The following is a 24,019-nucleotide window of genomic DNA, read 5'->3' as shown; positions in this document are numbered from 1 at the left end:
ATGAAAATATAATATATATCAAATTGATCAATCAACTATCTTGTTTATCACTTCTTAGGAGGACGATGTCATGAAAAGAAGAAAAATATATTCCCTTTTTTGCGTAGTTACAATTGCATTTAGTTTGTTTCTCCCTACAGTCTTAGCTAGACAGATTGGAGATTATGATTTAACATTGCCGCGTTTTGGTGCGGATACAACTAGTGAACTTGAGAAAGAAAACGCCTCTGCTGGAATTAATAATAATGACAGCACTGGTGGCGGTAAAACGTTAAATACCTCTATTCGTAGCGCCTATAGTGGGGCAGATATCACTCCAGTATATCAATTGAGTTCTGGCTCTAGGATTGTCATGTACTATAATGGAGGTGGTGATAATTATATTGGTTCTGATACTAGATTAGCTATGGCGCCACAGTTTGGGAATCATGTAAAAATTCATACTTCAGGTTCTTGGAGTCCAGATTCTTATTAACTTACTTGTCAGAGTAAGCCTTAAAGATGGTTGGTTGTGGGTGTAGCATGAAAAAAGAATGCTACACCCTATTTTTATTATAAGGAGGAGTAAGGATGGAATTTTTCATTTGTAATCTTGTACGAGTCGTTCAATCACCTCGATTTTATATGTCTTTATTTTTGACCCTTCTTTGCATGTTTTTAGGAAATCTTCTTGCTTTCAGTGGTATTTATAAAATTGAAGGTTTATCGATTTTTTTTGCTGCCTCTTCTATTCGAGGATTTTCACCGATTAGTCTAGTAGCTGCACTTATCTGTACACTGCCTTATTCTAGTCAGATAATAGAGGATGCTGAGAGTCATTTTCTAACAGCACAATTGTGCCGAATTTCTAAAAAGAGGTATCTAGCTATTGTAGGTAGTACTGCAATTATTTCTTCTTTTCTAGTCTTTTTTCTCCCCTATTTATTATTATTAGGAATTAATCTTTTAGTGACTCCTTATCAGGAAATTTATATTGGAGATTATAGTGGTGCCTTAAAAGAATTATTTGATTCCAATCAGTTGCTCTATAGTCTTGTGACGACTCTCTGGTATGGAGTTTGGGGAACGGTGTTCTCTATTTTTGGACTAGCTAGTGCTTTGCTAGTGAAGAAAAAATTAGGAGCTATTTTCATCCCAATTGCCTATATGATGGTTGGGGGTATTTTATGGGCTATTTTAGGGCTATCTTACTTAGAACCTGTGACAACGTTAGCTTTAGGATATCAGAAAGATATCAGTCTTTCCTTAGTTAGTGCTCATCTTGCTTTTATTTTATTTGTTAGTTGTTTGGTTGTGTATGGTACATTTTTTCTACATTCAGAGGACTATGTATAATGAAACAATTTGTTCAATTTTATAAAAAAGATTTCTTAGCAGTATTGGTTTATTTTATATTACTGCTATCCTGTGTTTTATCTAGTACAGTATATTTATTGCGCTGTCGCCAATATTCAATCCATCCAAATGTATTAGAATGGATCTTAGTCTTACTTCAAGATATTACGACTGGAGTATATTGCTTTCCGTTCACATATATATTATTCTTTTTTCATTTGATGAATAACTATTTTAATAGGTTGGAGTGTCGCATTCGTCTGAAATCAATTAAGCACTTTACCAGTTTTAGTTTCAAATTAGCAGCTCTTAGTACGGGGATTTGGACGGCGACTTTATTTTTATTGATTTTTCTAATTGCATTTAGTAATGGTTTTAGCTTCGCTTTGGAGATAAAGGAGGTTGATTTTTTAAGAGAATTTTATGGTATAAGTATTGCAAACAATGCTAGTTTCTTTATAGGATTTTTTTCTCTTATATAGCATACTATTTCTTTTTATCCTTACTTACTATTAGCAGTTTTTCTTGGTTTAAAAAATCAAACATGAGCTTAGTATTTCTGTTTACTTTTTTATTTGTAGAATCCTTATTCTGGATTTATCAGTTGAACAATGGGATAATTGGATTATTGCCAATTTTTCAGTATATGGTAAATTCCAATCCGTATGCATTGATTTATTGGCTTACATTACTATCTATCATAATTCCATTGACTGTATTTTCTGTTCATAGAAACTGGAGGAGAGTGTAAAAGTTGGAAATGGGAAAGTTAAGTAGTCACATGTGGAGGTTGAATCAGATAATCTATACCAAGTACTTTTGGGGTTATGTTCTTTTTTGGATATTGATTTGTTTAGGATTATGGTATTGGTTAGAAGGAAATGATAGACTTGTTATAGAAATTTTAAAAGGGCCTAATCTGAGTCAAAACTCTTTTTTAGTCTTATCTATATGGTTGCTTCATTGGTTTATTATTCATACATTTTTTCTAGCAGTTGTATATCGTAGAAGAGCATCCGATTTCTTTACGGAAGTGATTCGATTTTCTTCTATTAAGCTCTGGATTAGGTATCAGATTTGGACCTGTTTTCTTTATGGACTCGTTTTAATCATGGTAAAAGTTCTAGTGATTCAATTTATGTTACAGTTACCAAACTGGGATATAGGAGTGTTGTTTATAGTTGATTTTTTGAATGTTTGTGTGCTATCCTTGCTTTGCTTTACGTTATACATACTAGGAGCGAATGAGCAAATGAACTTTTCTTGTGTTAGCTTCTTTTTACTCATGATAGTGTTTGGCAGTTTATTTGTGGGGAATCGAACCAATTATCTATTTTATATTCTGAATAGAGGAAATGGAGATATAGGACGAGATCTATTTCTTCAGTTGCTATTTTTAGTCTTTCTTTTTAAAAGCATTTTCTATTTCACTCGTCAAAAGAGGAGGTTTATAGAATGAATGAAATAATTACATTAAAAAATATTCAGTTGGAATTAAAAAAAACATGTGTTTTTCAAAACCTTAATTTTAGTTGTAAACAGGGGGAAATTATAGGAATTACTGGTGCGAATGGCTCAGGGAAAAGTGTATTGTTTAAATTAATAGCTGGTTTATATAGTCCGTCTTATGGAGAAGTGTTAATCAATGGGGAAAATATTGTTCCTGAGAGAAAAATTCCAGCTAATTTGGGAGCTTTGATTGAAGAACCTGGTTTTATAAATTATTATAGTGGCTTTAAGAATTTACAATATTTGGCAAGCATACGAGGAGTAGTTGGTAATCAGGAAATCAATGATACACTGAAAATAGTTGGTCTATATGAGCAAAAAGACCAGAAAGTTAAAACTTATTCGCTAGGTATGAGGAAAAAGCTAGGGATTGCTCAAGCAATTATGGAGAATCCCTCTATTCTTTTACTAGATGAACCTATGAATGCCTTGGATAAATCAAGTGTAGAAAATATGAGAACATTGTTTAGAAAGCTCTCTAGTGAAAAAGGAACAACAATTTTGATTGCTAGTCATAGTGAAGAGGATATTCGTATCTTATGTGATAAAGTATATGCAATAGACGATAAAGTATGTACACTGTGTTCAGATTGAACATATTAGATAGACTCAGGATGTTATAGGTAAAATCTTAAAAAGGGATTGGAGCTTAAAATCCAGTCCCTTTTAAGAGTTAATGACTAGTCAACTTTTCCACCTTCAACAACAAGGTCATCTGCCTTAGCAGCGTCACCGTAGGTTGGGTGAAGTGTTTTTTCATAGGCCTTGTGGAAGAAGTTTTCCTTACCTAATTTTTCAATATCTTTATTGATGAAGTCTAGCAATTCTTGGTTGCCTTTTTGAACTGCTGCTGCGATGGTATCTGGATTACCAAGAGAAGTAATTCCTACTTCAAATCCTTTATTTTCAAGCGCCCAAGCTAGGACTTCCGTATTGTCAGTAGAGAAGGCATCTCCACGTCCGTCAAGAAGGGCTTGGTAAGAGTCACTGTATTGGTCGTATTTTTGGAGTTTGATTTCTGGATGATTTTTTTCAAAATAAGTCTCAGCAGTCGTTCCTTTTGTGACAATCAAGGTTTTACCTTCCAATTGTTTGACATCTGTAATGAGACCAGTCTTAGGCGATACGACACCAAGTGAAACTTTCATGTAAGGAAGGGCAAAATCAACTTGTTTCTTACGTTCATCAGTCACTGTAAAGTTGGCAAGAGTAATATCTACCTTGTTTGAAATCAAGTATTCAGCACGGTTGGCAGCATCGACGGAAACGTATTTAACCTTTACACCAAGGTCTTGAGCTAATTGGTTACCCAATTCGATATCGTAGCCTTGGTAAGAACCATCATTGTCAACGTAACCAAAGGGTTTCTTGTCTCCAAATACGGCGATTCGCAGCTCACCGCTTTTTTTGATTTCATCGATTGTACGAGCCTTGGCAGTGGTTTTACCAGATGATGGACCAGCATTTCCACCTGAGCTACAAGCTGTGACAAAGATAAGGGCAAAGGCAAGTGCCAAAACAGTTAAGAGTGGTTTGAATAGTTTCATAAGAATCTCCTTTATAGATATGAGCCAAACTGGCTGAAGTCAAAGACGTTTAAAAATTCTTGTGCTCGTTTGGTTTGCGGATTGGTAAAGAAGGCTTGAGCCGTTCCTTCTTCAGCAATTTTCCCTTGGTCTAGGAAGATGATGCGATCAGCAATGGCTTGGGCAAACTGCATTTCGTGGGTTACTAAAATCATTGTGCGACCTTCTTGGGCCAAGTCATTGATCAGTTCCAGCACCTCGCGCACCATTTCGGGATCCAGTGAAGCGGTCACTTCATCAAATAGGATAATTTCTGGATGCATGAGCAGGGCACGGACAATCGCAACCCGTTGCTTCTGTCCACCAGATAATTGGCGCGCAAAGCTATGTTGTTTATCTAGTAAACCGACACGCTCCAGTAATTGCAGAGCTTCTTCAGTTACTTCCTTATTGTCCCTTCCCTGAGCCTTGATAGGGCCTAGGATGAGGTTTTGTAGGACATCCAGATGGGGAAAGAGTTCATAACTTTGAAAGACCATGCCAATCTTTTGGCGAACTAGGTGAAAGTCTTTTTTATTTTCAACGATAGACTGACCATCCAGAAGAATATCTCCACCTTGAATACTTTCTAAGCCATTGAGGCAACGAAGGAGGGTACTTTTCCCACAACCAGAGGGTCCTAGAATAACTACAACTTCCCCTTTTTTGATATCTAGAGAAAGACCTTGGAGGATGGGATTGTCTCCGAAGGATTTTTTGAGTTCCTTGATTTCTAAGATAGTTTCAGACATTTAGTTCCTCCAATTTTTTTCTAAGTGAGTGGATAGTTTGGAAATAGGGAAGCAGACTGCGAAATACAAGACTAGAATGGTTCCATAAATCCAAAAGGAAGCAGTTGGGATAGTCAGGCGATTGCTATCGATGATTTGTTGTCCGACCTTGGTTACTTCCACAACCCCAATCAAGACAACCAAGGAAGTGGTTTTAATCATCCGAGTGACAAGATTGATAGCCTGCGGTAGCAGTCTTCTCAAGACTTGTGGGATGATAATGTGGTAGTAAAGTTGAACATTGGTCAAGCCGAGTGCCTGTCCGCTTTCAAACTGATGCTTAGGGAGGGAAGTGATGGCTCCACGAACCAAGTCCCCCATTTCAGCTGTTCCCCAGAGGGTAAAAACGATAATAGCTGAAGTCTCACCTGAGATATTGATATTAAAGTTTCGAGCCAAGCCAAAGTAAACGATGAAGAGCAACACCAGCTGGGGCATGATACGGATAAATTCCAGATACAATCGTGTTAAAAATCGTATGATTCTAGAATGGGAAGTCATGATGATTCCCATGACTGTTCCGAACATCATGGATAAGAGGACAGACAGGATGGATATGCCAATCGTAACGCCCAATCCCTGTAAGATTCTCAGGAGATTATTTCCCTGAAAGAGTACTTGGATTCCCGAATCCTGCATGGCGGAGCCTCCTTTCTATCCAGCTAAAGACCAGTGAGATGGGCAGCAACATAATCAGATAAGCAATTACTAACATGGCCAGTGCAATGTCTGTCTCATAATAGAGTCCAATCAAGTCCTTGGCGACGTACATGAGGTCGGCCAAAGCCACTGCTGAGAAAACGGAGGTTTCCTTGATAAGGAAAATGACATTGGCACTAAAAGATGGTAGAGCAACCGCTGTTGCTTGCGGAAGAACCACATAGCGAAAGACCTGTACAGCTGTCAGACCGATGGCTAATCCAATCTCCTGCTGGGTTTGACTTACGGCCTCCAGTCCGCTTCGGAAAGATTCTGCCATATAGGAACCTCCTAAAAAGACCAGTCCCAGAGTAGCACAGACTTCTGAAGATAGGACAATCCCCATTCGGGGAAGACCAAAGTAGAGAAAGAAGAGTTGAATCAAAAGGGGCGTGTTGCGTGACAATTCAATGTAGGCTGTTGCTATTTGCGCCAAAACAGGGATGCGGTAATGTCGGATGATACTAACGATTAAGCCGAGCAGAAAGGATCCCAGAATCCCCCAAACTGCAATATGCAAGGTCAGAAAAAATGCCTTTTGATATAGTGGTAGATATTGTTCAACAATGGACCAATCCAAAAATAGAACCTCCCATCTAGAAATAATATAGTTATTGTAGCACTTAAAATCTCCTTTGGATAATATGTATTTTTTATTGCTGTTATAAGGATTTTTTATCATAGACAGAATCTTTCTGAAATTTCCAAACAAAGTATTTGAAAAGTTTTGAAAAAAGAGTTAAGATATTTTTGTAATATACAAAGAAAACGCTTACTTATTAAGGAGGGCATTTTATGTCATACAAAACAAGCAATGCAGAAGGTCATGTAGATTTCATCAATACCTATGATTTGGAGCCCATGGCGCAACAAGTGATTCCTAAAGCAGCCTTTGGCTATATCGCTAGTGGGGCGGAAGATACTTTCACTTTACGTGAGAATATTCGTGCCTTTAACCACAAACTCATCGTTCCGCATACGCTTTGCAATGTTGAAAATCCAAGTACAGAGATTGAATTTGCAGGTGAAAAATTGTCTTCACCAATCATTATGGCGCCTGTTGCGGCTCATAAATTGGCAAATGAACAGGGGGAAGTGGCAACTGCGCGTGGTGTGCATGAGTTTGGTTCTCTTTACACAACTAGCTCTTACTCTACTGTGGACCTTCCAGAAATTACAGAAGCCCTTCAAGGGACACCTCACTGGTTCCAATTTTACTTTAGTAAGGATGACGGTATCAACCGCCATATCATGGACCGTGTCAAGGCTGAAGGTTATAAGGCGATTGTCTTGACGGCAGATGCTACTGTAGGGGGCAATCGTGAGGTGGATAAGCGTAATGGTTTTGTCTTCCCAGTTGGCATGCCGATTGTTGAAGAATACCTGCCAGAAGGTGCTGGTAAATCAATGGACTTTGTTTACAAATCAGCTAAACAACGCTTGTCTCCACGCGACGTAGAATTTATCGCTGAATACTCAGGACTTCCTGTTTATGTCAAGGGACCACAATGCCGTGAGGACGTTGAACGTTCGCTTGCTGCGGGAGCTTCTGGTATCTGGGTAACCAACCACGGTGGTCGTCAAATCGACGGTGGACCAGCTGCCTTCGACTCACTTCAAGAAGTAGCAGAAGCAGTTGACAAACGTGTTCCAATTGTCTTTGACTCAGGTATTCGTCGTGGCCAACACGTCTTTAAAGCCTTGGCTTCAGGAGCAGACTTGGTAGCTATTGGTCGCCCTGTTATCTATGGCTTGGCCCTTGGTGGTAGTGTCGGTGTACGTCAAGTCTTTGAACATTTGAATGCAGAATTGAAGATAGTCATGCAATTGTCTGGAACTCAGACTATTGAAGATGTCAAACACTTCAAACTCCGTCACAACCCATACAACCCAACCTTCCCAGTTGACCCTCGTGACTTAAAATTGTATTGATAAAACAGCTTGCCTCCACTTGATGTGGAGGTTTTTGCTTGTGTTTTAAAAGTTTCAATGAGGGAAAATGTATCAAAAACTATAGAAATATATTTTTCAGTCAAATATCTTGCTAGGGCTTTCATTTTTTGCTATACTGGTGTAGTAATCAAATAATAAAGACATTTGGGGTGCTTTAGGCTGAGATGATACCCATTGAACCTGATACAGTTAAGACTGGCGAAGGGAAATGTGAACAGTTTTTTTCGTATGGCGAAATGAACGATCTAATCTTGTAAGTCAACTCTAATTCTTGATTGTAATTGGAGTTTTTTGTTTATATAAAACTGGATAGGCTTGTTTATACTCAATGAAAATCAAAGAGCAAACTAGGAAGCTAGCCGCAGGCTGCTTAAAGCACTGCTTTGAGGTTGTAGATAAGACTGACGGAGTCAGCTCAAAACACTGTTTTGAGGTTGTGGATAGAACTGACGAAGTCAGCTCAAAACATTGTTTTGAGGTTATGGATAGAACTGACGAAGTCAGTTACATATATCTACGGCAAGGCGAAGCTGACGTGGATTGAATTTGATTTTCGAAGAGTATTAGGTAGCTCTCTGCAGATGCCCTCTATGTTCTTTAAAAGTATCAAGTGGAATTACGATTTTGCTTGGTATCTCTTGGTGTTTTATTAATTACTAATGAGTAAAGAGAGGAGAAGTAAATATGGAAACACAAAACTATGCATTTGAGCCAGGTTTGACTGTTGGAGAATTATTAAAAAGCAGTCAGAAGGATTGGCAGGCTGCAATCAATCATCGTTTTGTTAAGGAACTTTTTGCGGGGACAATTGAGAATAAGGTCTTAAAAGAATACCTAATTCAAGATTATCACTTCTTTGATGCCTTCTTATCTATGCTGGGTTCCTGTGTAGTCCACGCAGACCAGCTTGAATCCAAGCTTCGTTTTGCCAAGCAACTAGGCTTTCTTGCAGCAGATGAAGACGGTTATTTCCAAAAGGCTTTCAAAGAGTTAAAAGTAGCAGAGAATGACTATCTGGAAGTGACCTTACACCCTGTAACAAAAGCCTTTCAGGATCTAATGTATTCGGCAGTGGCTTCATCAAACTATGCCCATCTTTTGGTCATGTTGGTCATTGCGGAAGGTCTCTATTTAGACTGGGGTTCTAAAGATTTAGCTCTACCTGAAGCCTATATTCATTTGGAATGGATCAATCTCCACAGAGGTCCTTTCTTTACAGAGTGGGTTCAATTTCTGGTTGACGAACTCAATCGTGTCGGGAAAAATCTAGAAGATTTGACAGAACTTCAGCAACGCTGGAATCAAGCGGTCGCTTTAGAATTAGCCTTTTTTGATATTGGCTATGACGCCTAGAGAAAGTTTAGGATACTGACAAATTTGATGAGGTAAATCATTCAATGTAACTGAAAAAATTTCTTAACGAAAGATAGAGATAAATCGAAATCAGTAGATCGTATAAAGTGAAAAGGAAGGATTTCAATATGACAAGTTTAAAATTATTAAAAGAAAAAGCACCATTGGTCATTTGCATCACCAACGATGTAGTAAAAAATTTCACAGCAAATGGATTAGTAGCACTGGGTGCATCACCCGCCATGAGTGAGTTTCCTGCAGATTTAGAGGATTTGTTAAAGTATGCTGGTGGTTTATTAATAAACATAGGAACATTGACAGATGAAAATTGGAAATTATACCAAGCTGCTCTGAAAATTGCAGAGAAATATAATGTCCCAGCAGTTTTAGATCCTGTAGCTTGTGGAGCAGGAGAATATAGAAAAAAAGTAGCAGATGATCTAATCAACAATTACAAACTAGCTGCGATTAGAGGAAACGCTGGCGAGATTGCTTCTTTAGTGGGAATAAATGTGGCATCTAAAGGAGTAGATAGTGCGGGAGTAGATAATATTGACGAAATTGCTCTAGCAGCAAATGAGAAGTTCAATATTCCAATAGTAGTAACAGGTGAAGTGGATGCTATTGCGGTAAATGGAGAAGTGGTAACGATTCATAATGGTAGTGCCATGATGCCAAAAGTTATTGGGACAGGATGTTTATTAGGTGCTGTAGTAGCAAGCTTTATCGGACTTGAAAAAGGTCAAGAATTGAAATCATTAGAAACAGCTATGTTGGTTTACAATATCGCTGGAGAAATGGCAGAAAAACGTCCAAATGGACATCTTCCTGGAACATTTAAAGTTGAATTTATAAATGCCTTATATGAGATTACAGATGAAGATGTAAAGAAATTCAAAAGAGTGAAGTAAGATGTTTCATAAAGAATTACTAAAACTATATTTTATTTGTGGAACGACTACTTGCCAAGGAAAAGATCTATATACGGTCGTTGAGGAAGCCTTAAAAGGTGGTATAACCTTATTTCAATTTCGTGAAAAAGGTAAGGGAGCCTTAGAAGGTAAAGAAAAAGTCGAATTAGCAATTAAACTACAGGATCTTTGTAAAAAATATAATGTTCCGTTTATTGTTAATGATGATATTGATTTGGCAATGGAAATTGACGCTGATGGAGTACATGTAGGACAGGATGATCTTGGAGTTTATGAAATTAGAAAATTGATGCCAGATAAAATAATTGGTCTTTCTATAAAAAACGAGGAAGAATTTCAACAATCAAAAGTTGAATATGTAGATTATGTTGGTGTTGGTCCTGTATTTGATACCCAGTCAAAGGATGATGCTGGTGGTGCTATAGGTTATGAAGGTCTTAAATTGATGAGAAAACTATTGCCACAAATGCCCTTAGTTGCAATTGGTGGGATACAGACGCAACATATTAAAGACATTATGAAGACCAATGTTGACGGTGTTTCAATCATTTCAGCGATTTCCTACTCTAAAAATGTAGAGAAAACTGTTCGAGAAATGAGTGAGCAATAGGTATCGATCTAACCAAAGAAAGATCTGCTGTCTTTGTGAGTGCAAGGCTGTATTTCCAGTTCAATTTCTTGAACTGAAATAAATCGTCTGTTAAAATAATTATATAATTAAATAATAAAGACATTTGGGGTGCTTTAGGCTGAGATGATACCCATTGAACCTGCTACAGTTAGTACTGTCGAAGGGAAATGTGAATAGTTTTTTCTTGAGAAAGAAAAAACCATCTAATTTTGTAAGCGAAACTCTAATTCTTGTGTGTAATTAGAGTTTTTTGTTTTTACTAGATAGACTAGATGCAGAGTATGATGGTAGTATCTCTTAAATGTCCAATTGTCTAAAAGGAGTTTTTATGTTTGAAAAGTGGCGTTTAAAAGATGTTATCTTACTTGCTTTCTTGTCTATCTTTTTTGGTGGCGTTTTTGTGGGCTCAGGCTATCTATTTGATATCCTCACTCTGGTTTTAGCACCTCTTGGTTTACAGGCCTTTGCCAATGAAATCCTCTTTGGTCTCTGGTGTATGGCTGCGCCTATTGCTGCCATCTTTGTTCCAAGAGTCGGAAGTGCAACGATTGGAGAAGTACTAGCGGCCCTTGCTGAAGTCCTTTATGGTAGCCAATTCGGTCTAGGTGCCCTTTTGTCTGGCTTGGTTCAAGGTTTGGGAAGTGAATTTGGTTTTATCGTAACCAAGAATCGCTATGAAAGTTGGCTCTCTTTAACTGCTAATAGTATTGGGATTACGCTTGTTAGCTTTGTCTATGAATACATTAAGTTAGGATATTACGCCTTCTCCCTTCCTTTTGTCCTTTCCTTGCTTGTGGTACGTTTTATTTCCGTCTTTTTCTTCTGTACCATCTTGGTTCGTGCTATTGTCAAACTCTATCATCAGTTTGCAGCTGGAGGAAAGGCATAGATGGGGCTGGAACTACGAGCGATTCAGTCCCTAATTTTTTCGGAACCGATTGATTTTACTTTTCATGCGCAAGCCTTTACCTTGTTAGTTGGAAGCAGTGGTTCAGGAAAATCGAGTCTATTTCAAATGATTGCCCAAGTCAGTTCTCTTCCCTATATCGGTCAAGTCCTGATAGATGGGAGCGAGGTCAGTCAGCTTTCTATCATCGAACGTGTCCAGACGGTTGGTATCCTCTTTCAAAATCCCAATCATCAATTTACCATGGAGAACTTGTTTGAGGAGCTGATTTTTACCTTGGAAAATATTGGGCATCCCGTTCAGGAAATTGATTCTAAAATAGCAGAGGTTGTCCAGCAATGTTGCTGTGAGAAGATCTTGCACCGTCCCATTCATCACTTATCTGGTGGGGAAAAGCAAAAGGCTGCTTTGGCTGTTCTCTTTACTATGAATCCTAGGGTCTATCTCTTGGATGAACCTTTTGCTTCTATTGACCGCAAGAGCAGAAAAGAGATATTGGAGATTCTAAAAGTGTTGGTCTCTAATGGGAAGACAGTTATTTTGTGCGACCATGATTTAACGGACTATGAAGCCTATATCGACCATATGGTGGAGCTAAGAGACGGACAACTAAGGGAAGTGTTTCGAATCCCTACCTCTGAGATGACACAGATTGCTTCAAAGGAAGTGACTTCTAGCCCAGAACTATTCCACATGGATCGAATGACTTGTGAGCTGGATAAGCGCTCCCTCTTTTCGATTGTGAATTTTACATTTTACCAAGGAATTTCCTGTATCTTGGGTGATAATGGTGTCGGGAAATCAACCCTCTTTCGGTCTATTCTTCAATTTCAAAAGTATAAGGGGCGCATTACCTGGAAGGGGACAGTCCTGAAAAAGAAAAAGAGTTTGTATCGTGACCTGACGGGTGTTGTTCAGGAAGCTGAAAAGCAGTTTATCAGAGCCAGTCTGCGAGAAGAACTTAAATTAGATGGACCTGATTCTGAAAGAAATCAGCGGATACTCCAAGCTTTACGATATTTTGATCTAGAGCAGGCAGTCGATAAGAGTCCCTATCAATTAAGTGGTGGTCAGCAAAAGATTCTTCAGCTTTTGACCATCTTGACCAGCAAGACTTCTGTGATTTTACTAGATGAACCTTTTGCAGGTTTGGATGATAGAGCTTGCCATTATTTTTGTCAGTGGATTCTGGAGGAGAGAAATCAAGGAAGAAGTTTTCTGATCATTAGCCATCGTTTAGATCCCTTGATCTCTGTGGTTGATTATTGGATTGAGATGACTAGTCAGGGTCTCAGTCATGTGAAAGCAGTGACAATTACCAAACCACTCACATCTCAGAGTAGCAATACTCAAGGGGAGGTGAGATAGTATGGTCAAAGTAGCAACCCAGACACCGATTATCAGTCTCTTTTTGCTGATTTTATCGCTGGAAACATCTTTCATTCCCTCGATTGCTCTGAATCTTTCGGTAGTCGCATTTTGCATTCTCTTTATGCTCTATTACCGTCGATTTAAAGTATTGGCTTGGATGATTTTACTTGCCATTTTGCCATCCTTTGCCAACTACTGGGCAGTTCAGTTACATGGAGATGCTTCGCAGGCAGTCATGCTTGGAACGAGGGCCTTTGTGACCGTTTGTATTGGTCTTGTCTTTGTTTCCTCTATTTCCCTAAAAGAGCTTCTCTTGTACTTGGCTCAAAAGGGGTTATCACGGTCTTGGGCTTATGCCTTAATTGTGGTATTCAATTCTTTCCCCCTCATTCAGCAAGAAATCAAGTCCCTCAAGGAAGCGTGCCTATTACGTGGTCAAGAACTGCATGTTTGGTCTCCCTTGATTTACAGCAAGGTTCTGATGACAGTTTTTAGGTGGCGTCATCTTTATCTGAGAGCTCTGTCAGCGCATGGATATGACGAACATGCACAGGTGGAGAATCGCTATCGGACTTTTTATATTCCTCAAAGGTCAATATTCATCTACCTGCTGTTCTTTTTATTACTTCAAACCAGTCTATTTTTATAAAGGAGTTATTATGGAATTTACAGATATTGCGATGGAATTATCCAAGGAAGCCTGGCAGGCTTCCTTTCATCACCCCTTTGTATTACAGTTACAAGAGGGAGATTTAGACCCGTCCATCTTTCGCTATTACTTGATTCAGGATGCCTACTATTTGAAGGCCTTCTCAGAAGCTTATCACCTCTTGGCTGATAAGACTTCAAACCAAGAGATGAAAAGACTCTTGAAACAAAATGCTCAGAGTTTAGTGGAGGGTGAGTTATTTATCCGCCAACAATTTTTCAAGGAATTGGAAATCAGCGACCAGGAAATGGAGCAACATCCAATCGCTCCAACTTGTTATCATTACATTTCTCACATTTATCGGCAATTTGAAGAAGCAAATCTAGCCATCGCTTTTGCAAGTTTGCTGCCTTGTCCTTGGCTATACCATGATATAGGCAAATCACTTAATCTTAAACCATCACCAAATCCTCTCTACCAACAATGGATTGAAACGTATATTACGGATGAGTTGGAGCAGCAGATTAGAGAGGAAGAGGCTCTGGTCAATCAACTCTATCGAGAAAGTGATGAGACAGACAAGAAAAAATGCTAGATGCCTTCCACATCAGTGTTCATATGGAAGCTAAGTTTTGGGAAATGGCCTACCAACACCAGACATGGAAGAGCGATTTACAGTCTTTAGAAACAGGAGAAGAATAGAAATATGAGAAAGCACCAATTACAAATTCATAAATTAACAATTTTATCCATGATGATTGCCCTTGATGTGGTCTTGACACCTATCTTCCGAATCGAAGGTATGGCGCCAATGTCTAGTGTAGTCAATATTTTAGCTGGTATCATGATGGGGCCAGTCTATGCTTTGGCTATGGCTACAGTGACAGCCTTTATCCGTATGACGACTCAAGGGATTCCGCCTTTGGCCTTAACAGGTGCTACCTTTGGAGCGCTACTTGCAGGCCTATTTTATAAATATGGTAGAAAATTCTACTTTTCTGCTTTAGGGGAAATCATCGGTACAGGTATCATCGGATCAATCGTCTCTTATCCAGTTATGGTATTGTTCACAGGATCAGCTGCAAAACTGAGCTGGTTTATCTACACACCTCGATTTTTCGGAGCAACCTTGATTGGTACAGCGATTTCCTTTATTGCCTTTCGATTTTTAATCAAGCAGGAATTCTTTAAAAAAGTGCAGGGATATTTCTTTGATGAAAGGATAAACTGATGCAGGAATTGACGAATCCTTTTCCTCTGGAAACGACTTCCCTCATTCACTGCATTACCAATGAGATTTCTTGTGAGATGTTAGCAAATGGGATTTTGGCTCTGGGATGTAAACCAGTCATGGCAGATGATCCTCGTGAGGTTCTTGATTTTACTAAGCAAAGCCAGGCCCTCTTCATCAATTTGGGGCATTTGTCTGCTGAGAAGGAAAAAGCAATCCGTATGGCAGCTTCTTATGCAGCTCAAGCTGGTCTCCCAATGGTAGTAGATGCGGTTGGCGTAACAGCTTCATCCATTCGTAAGAGCTTAGTTAAAGACCTTTTAGACTATAGACCTACGGTCCTTAAAGGAAACATGTCGGAAATTCGAAGTCTTGTTGGCTTAAAACACCACGGCGTTGGGGTCGATGCGAGTGCTAAAGATCAAGAAACTGAGGATTTACTTCAAGTCTTGAAAGACTGGTGTCAGACCTATCCTGGTATGTCATTCTTAGTTACTGGCCCTAAGGATCTCATCGTTTCGAAGAATCAGGTCGCTGTATTGGGAAATGGCTGGGCAGAATTAGACTGGATAACAGGGACAGGAGACTTGGTTGGAGCCTTGACAGCCGTTTTTCTCAGCCAAGGAAAGACTGCCTTTGAAGCTTCTTGCCTAGCGGTCTCTTATCTTAATATCTCCGCTGAGAGAATAGTTGTTCAAGGTATGGGATTGGAAGATTTTCGTTACCAAGTACTCAATCAGCTTTCGCTCCTCAAAAGAGATGAAAACTGGATAGATGCTATCAAAGGAGATGCTTATGAATAGAGAGGCGCTTAGACTGTATCTGGTAACCAATCGCTACCAAGATTCCGTGGAAAGTTTTCTTGAAAAGGTTGAGACGGCTTGTCGTTCAGGGGTTACCATAGTTCAATTACGAGAAAAAAATCTCACAACCAATCAATATTATCAACTGGCAAAACAAGTCAAGGAAATAACAGATGCCTATCAGGTACCCTTGATAATCGACGATCGTTTGGATGTCTGTCTTGCAGTTGATGCTGCTGGTCTGCATATCGGAGACGATGAACTACCAGTTTTGGTTGCCCGCAAAGTCCTTGGTCCTGAAAAAATCCTCGGTGTTACAGCTAAAACTGTAGAAAGAGCACTTGAAGCGGAAGAATCAGGTGCGAATTACTTGGGGACAGGAGCCATTTTCCCGACTACGACCAAGGAAAATGCGCCTATCACCCTGATTTCAACCTTGAAGACAATTTGCCAAAGGGTCACCATTCCAGTAGTTGCTATTGGCGGCTTGACATCAGAGAATATTGACCAACTTATCGGCACGGGTATAGCTGGTGTAGCTGTCGTACGTGATTTGATGCAGGCAGAAGATATTGAGGCAAAAACGCAAGCCTTTTTAACAAGGTTGGATGACATTATTTTCTAATTAATACTCAATGAAAATCAAAGAGCAAACTAGGAAGCTAGTCGCAGCTTGCTCAAAGCACAGCTTTGAGGTTGCAGATAAAACTGACGTAGTTTGAAGAGATTTTTGAAAAGTATAAAAACTCTCTAATTCCCTTAAAGTGGGAACTAGAGAGTTTTTTTAATCTTTAAAGCTTGTATGGTTGACTGGGCCAGAACCATGACCGAGTTGAGGGGCGTCTTGGATGGCTTTCGTGATAAAGGCCTTAGCCTTATCAACTGCCTGATAAAGGCTTTTTCCTTTGGCTAGTTCAGCCGTAATCACTGCAGCAAAGGTACATCCAGTACCATGGGTGTGACAGGTTTGAATTCGTGGACTTTCCCAGACAAATTCCTCATCCTTGGTAAAGAGGAAGTCTTTGGCACCGCCTTCCAGATGACCACCTTTGATGACAACAGACTGAGGACCAAATTCTTTTAAAATCAGGCGACCAGCACGTTGCATGTCTTCGGGATCATGGATTGAAAAACCAACAATCTCTTCTGCTTCAGGAAGATTGGGTGTGATAATGGTTGCAAGTGGAAGCAGATTTGTTTTTAGGTAGGTTCTGGCACTGGTATCAATCAGGGTGTCTCCGCTCGTAGCGACCATAACAGGGTCAAGAACGTAGGGACAATCCAGCTTTTTAAGATAGGGCTGGATGATTTCCATTATTTCAGTAGTTGCCAACATCCCAGTTTTTACAGCCTGAGGCTTGATATCCGAAAAGACACTGTCCAATTGGGTTTTCAACATTTGAGGAGAAACGTGTTCGATTAGCTGAACACCTCTGGTATTTTGAGCGACAAGACTGGTCACAACGGCCATTCCATAGACATCTCTAGCTTGGAACGACTTTAAGTCAGCCATAATGCCAGCACCGCCACTAGGGTCAGTCCCTGCAATGGTCAAAGCAACGGGTAAATAAGTCATCTAAAACCTCCCAACCAACTGAAGTTTGTATTCTTAAGAACAAGCTAGTCTGTTTCAGGAAGGCAATAGAAGACTGCTAGTCCCCATTATCATTTCCACTTCCATCAGCTAGCATTACCTAGATTGAGTCAAAGGGTCTAACAGTTGTTAATCTCAGCTTTACGCACCCCTAGCGGTTGTTTTCTTTTTTCTTTAGTATAGCATATTTTTATAGTTTATATAGTAAGATTTGACTGAAAATCGTTTTTCAAATGATTAAAATTCTATTTTTCAAAGAAAAGATTAATTTTATAATTGACAAATGTAGATTTTTAGAGTATACTAATAACTGTAATCGACAAATGTAGATTTAGGAGGTGTGATTATGCAGATTTCAGATGCAGAATGGCAGGTCATGAAGATTATTTGGATGCAGGGTGAACAGACCAGTACGGATTTGATCAGGGTTCTGGCGGAGCGGTTCGACTGGTCCAAGTCAACCATTCAAACTCTTTTGGCTCGTTTGGTTGAGAAAGAGTGTCTGACAAGGAAAAAAGAAGGCAAGTTCTTTGTCTATTCAGCCCTTTTAACTTTGGACCAAAGTCGGGATTTACTTGTCCAAGATATTAAGGACAAGGTTTGTTCTCGTAGGATTAAGAACTTGTTGGCTGATTTGATTGCTGAATGTGATTTTACTCAGGCTGACTTGGAAGACTTGGAAGCTGTGATTTCTGAGAAGAAATCAAGCGCTGTAACAGAAGTAAAATGTAATTGTATGTAAAGGAGACGTCATGTTAAATAGTATTGTAACCATTGTTTGTATTGCCCTTATCGCCTTTATCTTGTTTTGGTTTTTCAAAAAGCCTGAAAAATCTGGACAAAAAGCCCAGCAAAAAAACGGCTACCAAGAGATTCGAGTGGAGGTCATGGGGGGCTATACGCCTGAGTTGATTATCCTCAAGAAATCAGTGCCAGCCCGCATTGTCTTTGACCGCAAGGATCCTTCACCATGTTTGGACCAAATTGTTTTTCCAGATTTTGGTGTACATGCGGACCTGCCAATGGGTGAAGAGTATGTAGTGGAAATCACGCCTGAGCAGGCTGGAGAGTATGGTTTCTCTTGTGGCATGAATATGATGCACGGCAAGATGATTGTAGAATAGGAGAATGATATGACTGAAATTGTAAAAGCAAGTCTTGAAAATGGTGTTCAAAAAATCCGTATCACGGCAGACAAAGGCTACCATCCAGCCCACATTCAACTGCAAAAAGGAGTTCCTGCTGAGATCACCTTTCACCGTGTGACACCTTCAAACTGTTATAAGGAAATTCTTTTTGAAGAAGAAGGCATCTTGGAACCAATCGGCGTAGATGAGGAGAAAGTCATTCGTTTTACCCCTCAAGAATTAGGCCAATATGAATTTTCTTGTGGCATGAAGATGCAAAAAGGAAGCTATACAGTCGTTGAGAAGACTCGAAAATCTCTATCACTTTTACAGCGTTTTTGGATTACTAGTATCTTTACTGTGCCTCTTGTGATTCTCATGATTGGGATGTCGACAGGAGGAATTAGTCACCAAGTCATGCGTTGGGGCACCTTTTTAGCCACAACGCCGATTATGCTAGTAGCAGGCGGACCTTATATCCAGAGCGCTTGGGCCAGCTTTAAAAAACACAATGCCAACATGGATACCTTGGTTGCTCTGGGAACCCTAGTGGCCTACTTCTATAGCTTAGTTGCCCTCTTCGCTGGTCTCCCCGTTTACTTTGAAAGTGCTGCATTTATCTTCTTCTTCGTTCTTATGGGGGCAGTTTTTGAGGAGAAAATGCGGAAAAATACTTCCCAAGCTGTGGAGAAATTACTGGATTTGCAGGCTAAAACCGCAGAAGTCTTGCGTGAGGATAACTATGTCCAAGTCCCCTTGGAGCAAGTCAAGGTAGGTGACCTGATTCGAGTGCGTCCCGGTGAAAAGATTGCGGTTGATGGTGTCGTAGTAGAAGGTATCTCTAGTATTGATGAGTCTATGGTGACAGGTGAGAGTCTGCCTGTGGACAAGACAGTTGGAGATACCGTCATTGGTTCAACCATCAATAATAGTGGAACACTTGTTTTTAGAGCAGAAAAAGTTGGTTCAGAAACTGTTTTGGCTCAGATTGTGGATTTTGTGAAGAAAGCTCAGACAAGTCGTGCGCCGATTCAGGACTTGACGGATAAAATTTCAGGCATTTTTGTCCCAGCAGTTGTCATTTTAGGGATTGTGACCTTTTGGGTTTGGTTCGTCTTGCTCAGGGATAGTGTAGTCGTGCTTGGAGCGAGTTTTGTCTCTTCGCTTCTCTATGGAGTGGCTGTTTTGATTATTGCCTGCCCTTGTGCCTTGGGTCTTGCAACACCGACAGCCCTTATGGTGGGGACAGGTCGCAGTGCCAAGATGGGAGTTCTTCTCAAAAATGGAATGGTTCTACAGGAAATCCAGAAAGTCCAAACCCTTGTCTTTGATAAAACAGGGACTTTGACGGAAGGGAAACCTGTGGTAACAGATATTATCGGCGACGAGACAGAAGTGCTTGGATTGGCAGCTTCCTTGGAAGAAGCTTCTCAACACCCATTGGCTGAAGCCATTGTGAAACGAGCGAGTGAAGCTGGACTTGAGTTTCAAACTGTTGAAAATTTCCAAGCCTTGCACGGAAAAGGTGTTTCAGGGCAAATAGCTGGAAAACAAGTCTTACTTGGAAATGCTAAAATGCTGGATGGCATGGATATTTCTAGCATTTATCAAGAAAAACTAGAACAACTGGAAAAAGAAGCTAAGACAGTTGTGTTTTTGGCTGTGGACAATGAAATCAAAGGCTTGCTTGCTCTGCAAGATATTCCTAAGGAAAATGCTAAGCTTGCCATCAGTCAGTTGAAAAAACGAGGTCTTAAAACAGTCATGCTGACAGGAGACAATGCAGGTGTGGCGCGTGCTATTGCCGATCAGATCGGAATCGAAGAGGTCATTGCAGGTGTCTTGCCAGAAGAAAAAGCCCATGAAATCCATAAACTACAAGCAGCTGGGAAAGTAGCCTTTGTTGGTGATGGGATTAATGACGCTCCTGCCCTCAGTGTAGCAGATGTGGGGATTGCTATGGGAGCTGGAACAGATATCGCTATCGAGTCAGCGGATTTGGTGTTGACAACCAATAACCTCCTAGGCGTGGTTCGTGCCTTTGACATGAGTAAGAAAACTTTTAATCGTATTCTGCTCAATCTTTTCTGGGCCTTTATCTACAATGTCGCCGGAATTCCGATAGCAGCAGGAGTCTTTTCTGGTGTTGGACTGGTCCTCAATCCAGAACTGGCAGGCTTAGCCATGGCCTTTAGTTCTGTATCTGTTCTGACTAGTTCACTCTTACTAAACTTTAGTAAAATAGATTAAAAGCGGGCTTGCTCGCTTTTTATTATAAAACAGAATTTAAAAACGTTTTCAAACTGTACTGTAATAGAGAATAGAAACTTCTGAGCAGATTCTTAGTAAACTAAAAATAAATGTGATAAATTAGTAGTGTAAAAATTTACTGAAACGTTTTCAAAAATTATATGAAACCTTTTTAGTAGATTTAAAAATATTTGAAGGAGAGTTATAATGACTCAAGGGAAAATTACTGCATCTGCAGCAATGCTTAATGTATTGAAAACATGGGGCGTAGATACAATCTACGGTATCCCATCAGGAACACTCAGCTCATTGATGGACGCTTTGGCTGAAGACAAAGATATCCGCTTCTTACAAGTTCGCCACGAAGAAACAGGTGCTCTTGCAGCGGTTATGCAAGCTAAATTCGGCGGCTCAATCGGGGTTGCAGTTGGTTCAGGTGGTCCAGGTGCGACTCACTTGATTAACGGTGTTTACGATGCAGCTATGGATAACACTCCATTCCTAGCGATCCTTGGATCACGTCCAGTTAACGAATTGAACATGGATGCTTTCCAAGAATTGAACCAAAACCCAATGTACAACGGTATCGCTGTATACAACAAACGTGTAGCTTACGCTGAGCAATTACCAAAAGTAATCGACGAAGCTTGCCGTGCTGCAGTTTCTAAAAAAGGTCCAGCTGTTGTTGAAATTCCAGTAAACTTCGGTTTCCAAGAAATCGACGAAAACTCATACTATGGATCAGGTTCATACGAGCGTTCATTCATCGCTCCTGCTTTGAACGAAGTTGAAATCAACAAAGCTGTTGAAATCTTGAACAATGCTGAACGTCCAGTTATTTACGCTGGTTACGGTGGTGTGAAAGCTGGTGAAGTGATCACTGAATTGTCACGTAAAATCAAAGCACCAATCATCACAACTGGTAAAAACTTTGAAGCTTTTGAATGGAACTATGAAGGTTTGACAGGTTCTGCTTACCGTGTTGGTTGGAAACCAGCCAACGAAGTGGTCTTTGAAGCAGACACAGTTCTTTTCCTTGGTTCAAACTTCCCATTTGCTGAAGTTTACGAAGCATTCAAGAACACTGAAAAATTCATCCAAGTCGATATCGACCCTTACAAACTTGGTAAACGCCATGCCCTTGACGCTTCAATCCTTGGTGACGCAGGTCAAGCAGCGAAAGCTATCCTTGACAAAGTAAACCCAGTTGAATCAACTCCATGGTGGCGTGCAAACGTTAAGAACAACCAAAACTGGCGTGATTACATGAACAAAATCGAAGGTAAAACTGAGGGTGAATTGCAATTGTATCAAGTTTACAATGCAATCAACAAACATGCTGATCAAGACGCTATCTATTCAATCGACGTAGGTGACACTACTCAAACATCTACTCGTCACCTTCACATGACACCTAAGAACATGTGGCGTACATCTCCACTCTTTGCGACAATGGGTATTGCCCTTCCTGGTGGTATCGCTGCTAAGAAAGACAATCCAGATCGCCAAGTATGGAACATCATGGGTGACGGAGCATTTAACATGTGCTACCCAGACGTTATCACAAACGTTCAATACGACCTTCCAGTTATCAATGTTGTCTTCTCAAATGATAAATATGCCTTCATCAAGGACAAATACGAAGACACAAACAAACACTTGTTTGGTTGTGACTTCACAAACGCTGACTACGCTAAAATTGCAGAAGCTCAAGGGGCTGTTGGATTTACAGTTGGCCGTATCGAAGACATCGATGCAGTTGTTGCAGAAGCTGTTAAATTGAACAAAGAAGGTAAAACTGTTGTTATCGATGCTCGCATCACTCCACACCGTCCACTTCCAGTAGAAGTACTTGAATTGGATCCAAAACTTCACTCAGAAGAAGCAATCAAAGCCTTCAAGGAAAAATACGAAGCAGAAGAACTCGTACCATTCCGTCTCTTCTTGGAAGAAGAAGGTTTGCAATCACGAGCAATTAAATAATTCCTTCGTGGAACTTAAAAAGATCGGAGCAATCCGGTCTTTTTATGGAGGATAGTAAATGAATTTAAATCAATTAGATATTATCGTTTCAGATGTTCCCCAAGTCTGTGCTGACTTGGAGCGTATTTTGGATAAAAAAGCTGATTATGTTGATGATGGTTTTGCTCAGTTCACGATTGGCAGTCACTGTCTGATGTTGTCCCAAAATCATTTGATTCCTTTGGAAGATTTTCAGTCAGGAATCATTCTTCATATCGAGGTTGAGGATCTAAATCAGAATTACCAACGTTTAAAAGAGATTGGTGTCGAGATTTTACACGGTATTTGTGAAACGGATTGGGGAACAGAGTCCTTATTAGTTAAAGGCCCTGCTGGTCTAGTGATTGATTTTTATCGTATGAAATCAGGCGCGTAGTCATTTGACGTTAACCTTAGCTATTTTTAAAAACAGAAATTGATACTCTTCGAAAATCAAATTCAAACCACGTCAGCGTAGCTTTACCGTACTCAAGTACAGCTTGCGGCTAGCTTCCTAGTTTGCTTTTTGATTTTCATTGAGTATGAGAATATGAACTATTGAAAGATCGGAGCAATCCGGTCTTTTTTAGGTAAACCTAATAGTGACTTCTGAGCTCGACTATCGTGAGGTAACGGATTAAAACAGTCTCGTAGATAGACAGTTTTAAGTCTGATGCTGGAAATAAGAATCGTCAGAGGAAGGAATAGCGAGATTGTATCTCTACGAACAGAAATGTGACAGTACGACATGTATAGTAGTAGATAAGGGGATTTGAAATTACTTTATACTTGATTGAAAATTATTAAAATGTAGAACTTTTCTAATTTTCTGACTTTTGATTGAATTATCATTTTAATAGATATATAATGTATTTAAAGAAATCAAAGAATAAAGAGGTGGTAATATGAAATTATCACGATATGTCTTAAGGTATGATATTGAAGATGGTAGTGTATATTTTAATACCAAAAATAATCATTCATTTTTGATTACGAATGAATTGAAGAAGAATATACAAGAAAATAAAACAAAGGGAAGTGAATATATTGCCTATTTGGAAGAGAATAGATATTTACTTGAAGACAATGAGGTAAACAAATATTTAAAACAGATAGAAGATAGGAATAATGAGATACTAGAGTTTACAATTCTTACTCATGGAGATTGTAATTTTCGATGTAAGTATTGTTATGAACACTTTAAAAATATTGGAATGTCTATTGAAACAGAAAATGCTATTTTGAAATTTGCTGAAGAAAAATTGAGTAATTCTCAATATCATTTCCTAAGGATAGCATGGTTTGGTGGATAACCTCT

Annotated in this window: 25 protein-coding genes, 2 pseudogenes and 3 riboswitches; of the genes and pseudogenes, 22 read left to right on the top strand and 5 right to left on the bottom strand. The window is 39.6% G+C overall.

All coding sequences use genetic code 11. From position 1 onward, the window contains the following. Window positions 1-70 precede the first annotated feature (70 nt). The 5 genes and pseudogenes from SK629_RS07325 to SK629_RS07305 all read left to right on the top strand — a co-directional run bounded on the left by SK629_RS07325 (window position 71) and on the right by SK629_RS07305 (window position 3,438). Window positions 71-475, top strand: coding sequence for a hypothetical protein (locus SK629_RS07325; protein ID WP_042901255.1), 405 nt, complete (start codon window positions 71-73; stop codon window positions 473-475). A gap of 95 nt (window positions 476-570) precedes the next feature. After that, window positions 571-1,335 carry a hypothetical protein gene (locus SK629_RS07320; protein WP_042901254.1) on the top strand — a complete coding sequence of 255 codons (765 nt, stop codon included), beginning with the start codon at window positions 571-573 and terminating at the stop codon, window positions 1,333-1,335. Further along, window positions 1,335-2,086: pseudogene (locus SK629_RS07315) on the top strand (hypothetical protein). The gene SK629_RS07320 and the pseudogene SK629_RS07315 overlap by 1 nt, the downstream one beginning before the upstream one ends. Window positions 2,087-2,095: 9 nt before the next feature. Then, window positions 2,096-2,794: a hypothetical protein gene (locus SK629_RS07310; RefSeq protein WP_200872344.1), complete on the top strand. Its 699-nt coding sequence runs from the start codon at window positions 2,096-2,098 to the stop codon at window positions 2,792-2,794. After that, window positions 2,791-3,438 (top strand): ABC transporter ATP-binding protein, encoded by a 648-nt coding sequence (locus SK629_RS07305; protein WP_023943164.1) that lies wholly within the window; start codon window positions 2,791-2,793, stop codon window positions 3,436-3,438. The genes SK629_RS07310 and SK629_RS07305 overlap by 4 nt, the downstream gene beginning before the upstream one ends. 86 nt (window positions 3,439-3,524) lie before the next feature. Here the strand turns inward: SK629_RS07305 and SK629_RS07300 are convergent, their stop codons facing one another. The 4 genes from SK629_RS07300 to SK629_RS07285 are packed head-to-tail and all read right to left on the bottom strand — an operon-like array spanning window position 3,525 to window position 6,479. Beyond that, entirely contained in the window at window positions 3,525-4,391 is an 867-nt protein-coding gene (locus tag SK629_RS07300; protein ID WP_042901252.1) for a cysteine ABC transporter substrate-binding protein, read from the bottom strand. Between the two features lie 11 nt (window positions 4,392-4,402). After that, window positions 4,403-5,161, bottom strand: coding sequence for an amino acid ABC transporter ATP-binding protein (locus tag SK629_RS07295; RefSeq protein ID WP_042901251.1), 759 nt, complete (start codon window positions 5,159-5,161; stop codon window positions 4,403-4,405). Beyond that, window positions 5,162-5,839 (bottom strand): amino acid ABC transporter permease, encoded by a 678-nt coding sequence (locus SK629_RS07290; protein ID WP_042901250.1) that lies wholly within the window; start codon window positions 5,837-5,839, stop codon window positions 5,162-5,164. After that, on the bottom strand, window positions 5,799-6,479 hold the full coding sequence (locus SK629_RS07285; protein ID WP_042901249.1) for an amino acid ABC transporter permease: 681 nt from the start codon (window positions 6,477-6,479) through the stop codon (window positions 5,799-5,801). The genes SK629_RS07290 and SK629_RS07285 overlap by 41 nt, the downstream gene beginning before the upstream one ends. A gap of 215 nt (window positions 6,480-6,694) precedes the next feature. Between SK629_RS07285 and lctO the strand changes: the two genes are divergently transcribed. The 11 genes and pseudogenes from lctO to thiE (SK629_RS07230) all read left to right on the top strand — a co-directional run bounded on the left by lctO (window position 6,695) and on the right by thiE (SK629_RS07230) (window position 16,354). After that, the gene (lctO, locus tag SK629_RS07280) at window positions 6,695-7,831 is read left to right on the top strand and encodes an L-lactate oxidase (RefSeq protein ID WP_042901248.1); all 1,137 of its coding nucleotides are present in this window, start codon (window positions 6,695-6,697) and stop codon (window positions 7,829-7,831) included. Between the two features lie 156 nt (window positions 7,832-7,987). Next, window positions 7,988-8,076, top strand: a riboswitch (TPP riboswitch). A 460-nt stretch (window positions 8,077-8,536) separates the two neighbouring features. Further along, a complete protein-coding gene (locus tag SK629_RS07275) occupies window positions 8,537-9,205 on the top strand; it encodes a TenA family protein (RefSeq protein WP_042901247.1) in 669 nt (222 codons plus the stop codon). A gap of 128 nt (window positions 9,206-9,333) precedes the next feature. Continuing rightward, window positions 9,334-10,116, top strand: coding sequence for a hydroxyethylthiazole kinase (gene thiM / locus SK629_RS07270; RefSeq protein WP_042901245.1), 783 nt, complete (start codon window positions 9,334-9,336; stop codon window positions 10,114-10,116). 1 nt (window position 10,117) lies between these two features. Beyond that, on the top strand, window positions 10,118-10,747 hold the full coding sequence (gene thiE / locus SK629_RS07265) for a thiamine phosphate synthase (RefSeq protein ID WP_042901244.1): 630 nt from the start codon (window positions 10,118-10,120) through the stop codon (window positions 10,745-10,747). Window positions 10,748-10,862: 115 nt separating this feature from the next. Beyond that, window positions 10,863-10,951, top strand: a riboswitch (TPP riboswitch). Between the two features lie 145 nt (window positions 10,952-11,096). Next, window positions 11,097-11,657, top strand: coding sequence for an ECF transporter S component (locus tag SK629_RS07260; protein WP_042901243.1), 561 nt, complete (start codon window positions 11,097-11,099; stop codon window positions 11,655-11,657). Next, window positions 11,658-13,043: an ATP-binding cassette domain-containing protein gene (locus SK629_RS07255; RefSeq protein WP_042901242.1), complete on the top strand. Its 1,386-nt coding sequence runs from the start codon at window positions 11,658-11,660 to the stop codon at window positions 13,041-13,043. Between the two features lies 1 nt (window position 13,044). Further along, window positions 13,045-13,695: an energy-coupling factor transporter transmembrane component T gene (locus SK629_RS07250; RefSeq protein WP_042901241.1), complete on the top strand. Its 651-nt coding sequence runs from the start codon at window positions 13,045-13,047 to the stop codon at window positions 13,693-13,695. Between the two features lie 10 nt (window positions 13,696-13,705). Next, window positions 13,706-14,397, top strand: a pseudogene (tenA, locus tag SK629_RS07245) (thiaminase II). A gap of 4 nt (window positions 14,398-14,401) precedes the next feature. Then, entirely contained in the window at window positions 14,402-14,926 is a 525-nt protein-coding gene (gene thiW, locus SK629_RS07240) for an energy coupling factor transporter S component ThiW (RefSeq protein ID WP_042901240.1), read from the top strand. After that, complete coding sequence (locus SK629_RS07235) at window positions 14,926-15,729, top strand: hydroxyethylthiazole kinase (protein ID WP_042901239.1); 804 nt, start codon at window positions 14,926-14,928, stop codon at window positions 15,727-15,729. The genes thiW and SK629_RS07235 overlap by 1 nt, the downstream gene beginning before the upstream one ends. Further along, a complete protein-coding gene (gene thiE, locus SK629_RS07230) occupies window positions 15,722-16,354 on the top strand; it encodes a thiamine phosphate synthase (RefSeq protein ID WP_042901238.1) in 633 nt (210 codons plus the stop codon). The genes SK629_RS07235 and thiE (SK629_RS07230) overlap by 8 nt, the downstream gene beginning before the upstream one ends. A 159-nt stretch (window positions 16,355-16,513) precedes the next feature. Here thiE (SK629_RS07230) and thiD read toward each other — a convergent pair whose 3' ends face one another. Then, window positions 16,514-17,305: a bifunctional hydroxymethylpyrimidine kinase/phosphomethylpyrimidine kinase gene (gene thiD, locus SK629_RS07225; protein ID WP_042901237.1), complete on the bottom strand. Its 792-nt coding sequence runs from the start codon at window positions 17,303-17,305 to the stop codon at window positions 16,514-16,516. An 83-nt stretch (window positions 17,306-17,388) separates the two neighbouring features. Beyond that, a riboswitch (TPP riboswitch) is annotated at window positions 17,389-17,486 on the bottom strand. Between the two features lie 183 nt (window positions 17,487-17,669). Between thiD and SK629_RS07220 the strand changes: the two genes are divergently transcribed. From SK629_RS07220 to SK629_RS12660, 6 genes are all read left to right on the top strand, one after another. Continuing rightward, window positions 17,670-18,065 (top strand): CopY/TcrY family copper transport repressor, encoded by a 396-nt coding sequence (locus SK629_RS07220; RefSeq protein WP_001167197.1) that lies wholly within the window; start codon window positions 17,670-17,672, stop codon window positions 18,063-18,065. 10 nt (window positions 18,066-18,075) lie between these two features. Next, a complete protein-coding gene (locus SK629_RS07215) occupies window positions 18,076-18,447 on the top strand; it encodes a cupredoxin domain-containing protein (protein ID WP_000935077.1) in 372 nt (123 codons plus the stop codon). A 9-nt stretch (window positions 18,448-18,456) separates the two neighbouring features. Then, on the top strand, window positions 18,457-20,700 hold the full coding sequence (locus SK629_RS07210) for a heavy metal translocating P-type ATPase (protein WP_042901236.1): 2,244 nt from the start codon (window positions 18,457-18,459) through the stop codon (window positions 20,698-20,700). Between the two features lie 207 nt (window positions 20,701-20,907). Beyond that, a complete protein-coding gene (spxB, locus tag SK629_RS07205) occupies window positions 20,908-22,683 on the top strand; it encodes a pyruvate oxidase (RefSeq protein WP_042901235.1) in 1,776 nt (591 codons plus the stop codon). A gap of 58 nt (window positions 22,684-22,741) precedes the next feature. After that, window positions 22,742-23,098 (top strand): VOC family protein, encoded by a 357-nt coding sequence (locus tag SK629_RS07200; protein ID WP_042901234.1) that lies wholly within the window; start codon window positions 22,742-22,744, stop codon window positions 23,096-23,098. Window positions 23,099-23,606: 508 nt separating this feature from the next. Next, a complete protein-coding gene (locus SK629_RS12660) occupies window positions 23,607-24,014 on the top strand; it encodes a hypothetical protein (protein WP_080710245.1) in 408 nt (135 codons plus the stop codon). The last annotated feature ends 5 nt before the right edge of the window (window positions 24,015-24,019 follow it).

The sequence above is a fragment of the Streptococcus mitis genome (assembly GCF_000722695.1).
In the GTDB taxonomy this organism is placed as follows: Bacteria; Bacillota; Bacilli; order Lactobacillales; family Streptococcaceae; genus Streptococcus; species Streptococcus mitis_O.
The sequence above is the reverse complement of the archived record's forward strand: the minus strand, read 5'-3'. Positions and strand labels throughout refer to the sequence as shown.